General features: G+C 59.4%; 2 protein-coding genes. One reads left to right on the top strand and one right to left on the bottom strand.

The window, feature by feature from the left end; genetic code table 11:
- Positions 1-340: 340 nt before the first annotated feature.
- A complete protein-coding gene (locus B4920_RS25565; RefSeq protein ID WP_161493389.1) occupies positions 341-1,243 on the top strand; it encodes a PD40 domain-containing protein in 903 nt (300 codons plus the stop codon).
- Between the two features lie 41 nt (positions 1,244-1,284).
- Here the strand turns inward: B4920_RS25565 and B4920_RS25560 are convergent, their stop codons facing one another.
- Positions 1,285-3,951, bottom strand: a complete 2,667-nt coding sequence (locus tag B4920_RS25560; protein ID WP_161493388.1) for a response regulator — start codon at positions 3,949-3,951, stop codon at positions 1,285-1,287.
- Positions 3,952-4,332: the final 381 nt, after the last annotated feature.

The following is a 4,332-nucleotide window of genomic DNA, read 5'->3' as shown; positions in this document are numbered from 1 at the left end:
GCGCCGGGGTCCCCGCAGGCTTCGATCAGGGACTGTTTGAATGCCTCGGAGTGAGTGCGACGGGTACGGCGGGGCTGGGTGATAGTCATGGAAGTGTCCACTTCTATGTGAGAGTGGGCACTATTTTCAGCGAGTTAGCGGACTGGATGAAGATAGGGCCCCTGAGGGTTTGCCGCTCAACGACCCAACTACCGCGAGTCATTTAATGCAAGTGAAATAATGCGTTTTATGTTCAAAGTTATTGTGGGACGATTCTTTGGTCATTAATCCTTCGGCGGAACGTATCCTTATGAGATGTTGGTGCGAGCTTTTCCGAGGGATTGCCATCTCTTGCGTTCTGTTGTCCCTGGCTGCTTGCGGAGGAGGAGGTGAAACGACGCCGGATGCTGAACCCGTCAGCTACGACCTCGTGTTCGACAGTGCGGGCCCGGACGATGTGCCGCGTCTGTATCGGGCGGATACCAGTACGGGGGCGATAGCGGCAATTGCAGGTGGTATCCCGGGTTATCGTCCGTCGGCCGATCCGCAGGGGGATAGGCTGGTGTTTGCGGCGAAAGCCAGTCAGGATCCGCTGGCCAAGTATTCCCTCAGGTTGCTTGAATTGGCCAATGGGGTGCAGAGCAGGCTCTCTATTGACGATGAAGCTATCGAGGCGGAGGCCGGCTTCGCTCCTGATGGAGTCGGCCTGGTATACACATCGGATCGGGATAACGGAGATAGTGACATCATTCATGCCCGGCTGATAAGCGGTGTCTTGAAGGATGTCCGTAATCTGACGGCTCCCCCTTCTTCACTGTATGACGAGGATCGGACCCCAGCCTGGTCACCTGACGGGAGCCGAATCGCATTCACTGCTTATCGTTCAGGAAGTCCCACGATCTGGATCATGAACGCCGACGGTACTATGCTTCGGCAGATAACCGTTGCGGGAAACTGGGGCGATTTCAGCCCTTCCTGGTCTGCAGACGGTCGCACGTTGGCATTTCAGCGTGTGGACATCGTGGATGGGCTGGTCCGCTCGCGGATAGGGCGGGTACCTGTGGCGGGTGGTGCGGTCGAATTTTTCAATTTCTCTGGCAGTGTCTACGATCCGCGCTATTCACCGGACGGGAAATATATTGCTTTCTGGGCAAAGTCCGATGACGGGGGAGACATTTATGTCGCGGATCTGAGAGGACAGATCCTGCAACGTCTGGCGACTCCGGGTGCCGACCGACATGCAGCCTGGATTCGACGCAAGTAGGCACGGCACAGTATGAAGAGGCTGTAGGATTCAGATCAAAGTCATGAACTGGTTCTTTTCAGCCACTCCAGCAAGCATGCGAATAATGCTTCGGGATCAACAGGCTTGGCGATGAAATCGTTCATGCCTGCATCAAGGCAGCGAGCCTTGTCTTCTGCAAAGGCATTGGCGGTCATGGCAATGATCGGGATCGCATTGTCATGATCCAAGGCTCGGATTCGGCGGGTCGCCTCCAGTCCGTCGAGTTCGGGCATTTGTACGTCCATCAGGATCAGGTCGTAGGACTGCTGCGCGGCCTTGTCCACGGCCTCCAGTCCGTTGGTGGCAATAGCCACCTCAGGCCAGATGTCCTTCAGCAGTTCCAGCGTTACTTCGCGATTGACGGGTTCATCTTCCACCAGCAAAAGACGTCGATTCCCGTACTCCCGTAATAGAAGCGATTCCGGCCCTTCGATCGTGACCACTGTGGGTGCGGATACACTTGCTTCCTGCCGTTGCTGCTTTTTCAAGGTGGCGGTGAACCAGAATGTGCTGCCGCTGCCCGGGTGTGTCACGACGCCGGCATCGCCGCCCATCAATTGAGCCAGTCGGCGGGTGATGACGAGCCCTAGCCCGGTACCGCCGTAGCTCCGGCGGATCGAGTTGTCGGCCTGCTCGAAAGGGGAAAACAGTTTGTCTACCCGATCAGGGGGAATGCCGATTCCCGTGTCTTCCACCTCGAAGCGAATCCGTACGCAATCTTCCCGTTCTTCCTCGAGCCGCGTGCGCAGGGCGACAGAACCTCGAGGTGTGAACTTGATGGCGTTGCTTCCGTAATTGAGCAGGGCCTGCTGCAGCCGCGCGGGATCGCCAAGCAGGGCCGCCGTTATCGGCGGCGAATCGATATGTAACTGCAGATGCTTCTCCTGGGCGCTTTGGGCCAGCAGTGAGGCGACATTGGCAACGACGGCACCGACGTGCACGTCGGTTGCGTCGATCGAGAACTTGCCCGCTTCGATCTTCGACAGATCGAGGATGGCGTTGATGATGTCGAGCAGATGTTTGCCGGCCACGTTGATCTTCTCCAGGCGGGCGGCCTGTTCGGGAGGAATCCCGGCCCGCTGGATCAGATGCACCATCCCGGTGATGGCGTTGAGCGGTGTGCGTATTTCGTGGCTCATGTTGGCGAGGAAACTGCTTTTCGCCTGATTGGCCCGCTCTGCTTCGTCTTTGGCTTGGCGGAGTTCCGCATTGGCCCGGGTCAGATCACGGGTACGGTCGGCCAGCAGTTCTTCCAGGTGATGTCGATGCTGTTCGAGTTCCCTCGCGGTTTGTTTCTTCTCGGTGATGTCGCGGGCGGAACAATAGACATAGCGCCTGCCGTCGATTTCGATGCCACCGCCAAAGATCTCCACGTCCCTCAGGCTGCCATCCTTGCGCCGGTGACGCGTCTCGAAAGTGGCGGGCGCACTGTGCATGTCTTCGAGGAGCTTGTAGAGGACTGCTTCCGGAAAACTGGCATCCCAGTCGGAAACCTTCAACTGGCAGAGCTCCTCGCGGGTATAGCCCAGGTGGGCCATGAAGGAATCGCTGAATTCGTGCAGACGCCAGTCCTCGTTGAAGATGTGCACCAGGTCGGTGGCGGTACGCAGGATCTGTTGATAGCGCAGACGTTCGCTGGCGAGTTCGGCATTGGCCTTGGTCAGCTCCGCCGTCTGTTTTTCCACGCGCTGGGAGATGATCCGATTGCGGCTGTTCAGGGAGTGCAGGAGCATGCCGAGTATCAGGCTGACGAACAGCCCCCCACCCAGCGTCAACCAACGGACGGCCGGACCCGACGAAGATGCAAAGCCGTCGTGTGCGGTGATGACGGCCCGCCAGATCTTGCCGTCCGGTAGCCGGATATCCTCGCTGTAGGCGAAGTCAGCAGCGGAGGCTGTCTCCTTGTGGAGCGACTGTGGCGGTACCGAGCTGATATCGTCCAGGGTGATAGCGATTTCGTGGCTTGGCTTGCCTACGCTGTTGCGGGCTGCCTGGACCAGATCTCCGATGCGGATGACCAGTGTCAGAAAGCCCTTCACTGATTGATCGTCTTGGGTGTGGATCGGGGAGAAGGCAATGACGCCTGTTGTGCCGCTGGCACGGGCCAGGACCAGCTGGATCGGTCCGGTCGTGGCGGTCTCTCCGCTGGAGAGGGCGCGGCGGACGGCTGCGACCCGTTCGTTGGACTGCAGGCCGGGTATCTCGCCGGGGTTGACCAGGCTGTCGAATCCTTGCGCGGCTCGATTGTTTGCCAGTGGTTCGACGCGGAGAAAGGGGTAGTACTCTGCCCGCTTCCCGGCGGGGCTGAAGGTGCCGGTCCGGCTGGCTTCGCGGATGACGAATCCTGGAATTTCGTGCTGCAGGCGTGCCTCGAAATCGGCGCGCTCATCGAGTAACACACGAGGGTTCAGGCCAATCGCCTGCAGGTAGGGATGGTCGCGCAGCAGGGGCGTGGTAATCCGGCGGAAGCCGAGCTCGCTGTCGTCGCCGGTCATCTCGAAATGCTCGGTGAGTGTCTTGAGCAGATCGTAGGTCACCATCAGTTCGCGGCGGATCGTGTTGATCTGCGTGGCGGCGAGCTGTTCGAAGCGCAGTTGGTCGGCGGTGTGTTCCTCGCGCCCAACCAGCGACGCCAGGTAAAAGGGCAGCACTGCGAGCGCGGCGTACACGACGCCGGTGCGCAGCATGCCGAGCAAACCTTGACGGTCTGCAGGCACCGTTACCATGAATTCCCCCAGAGCTTGTAGTGTTATCTTGTCCGGGTAATGGTAGCGCCGAATGTACTGGACCGCCGCCTGTCCGTTGTATAGAGGCGGCTACATCTCACAGTGGAATGGCGGTTTCGCGCAGTGCTTGCTTTGGCGGGAGCGTCACTGCGGGGCAAGAGAGCCCCTTGAGGGCAATGGTTTCATGCGCTTGCCACTTCGCCCCGCGCGCTGCCAGCGACGCGCGGGGCGGTTTTCCGTTGGAGTTCAGCCGCCCTTCAGCATGGGTGCTTCCCATTCCTGAAAATCGTCGGCCTGTCGCATGCGCAGGGCGCGTTCGGCGGAGCGCAGGGTGTTCTCGAT

It is taken from the genome of Zoogloea sp. LCSB751 (genome assembly GCF_002028455.1).
GTDB lineage: Bacteria > Pseudomonadota > Gammaproteobacteria > Burkholderiales > Rhodocyclaceae > Zoogloea.
Note: the sequence above shows the minus strand (reverse complement) of the source record. Positions and strands in the feature narration are given on the sequence as shown.

Bases quoted from the DNA above. Each gene is read 5' to 3' on its own strand.
- B4920_RS25560 (WP_161493388.1), bottom strand. From the start codon at position 3,951: ATGCTGCGCACCGGCGTCGTGTACGCCGCGCTCGCAGTGCTGCCCTTT.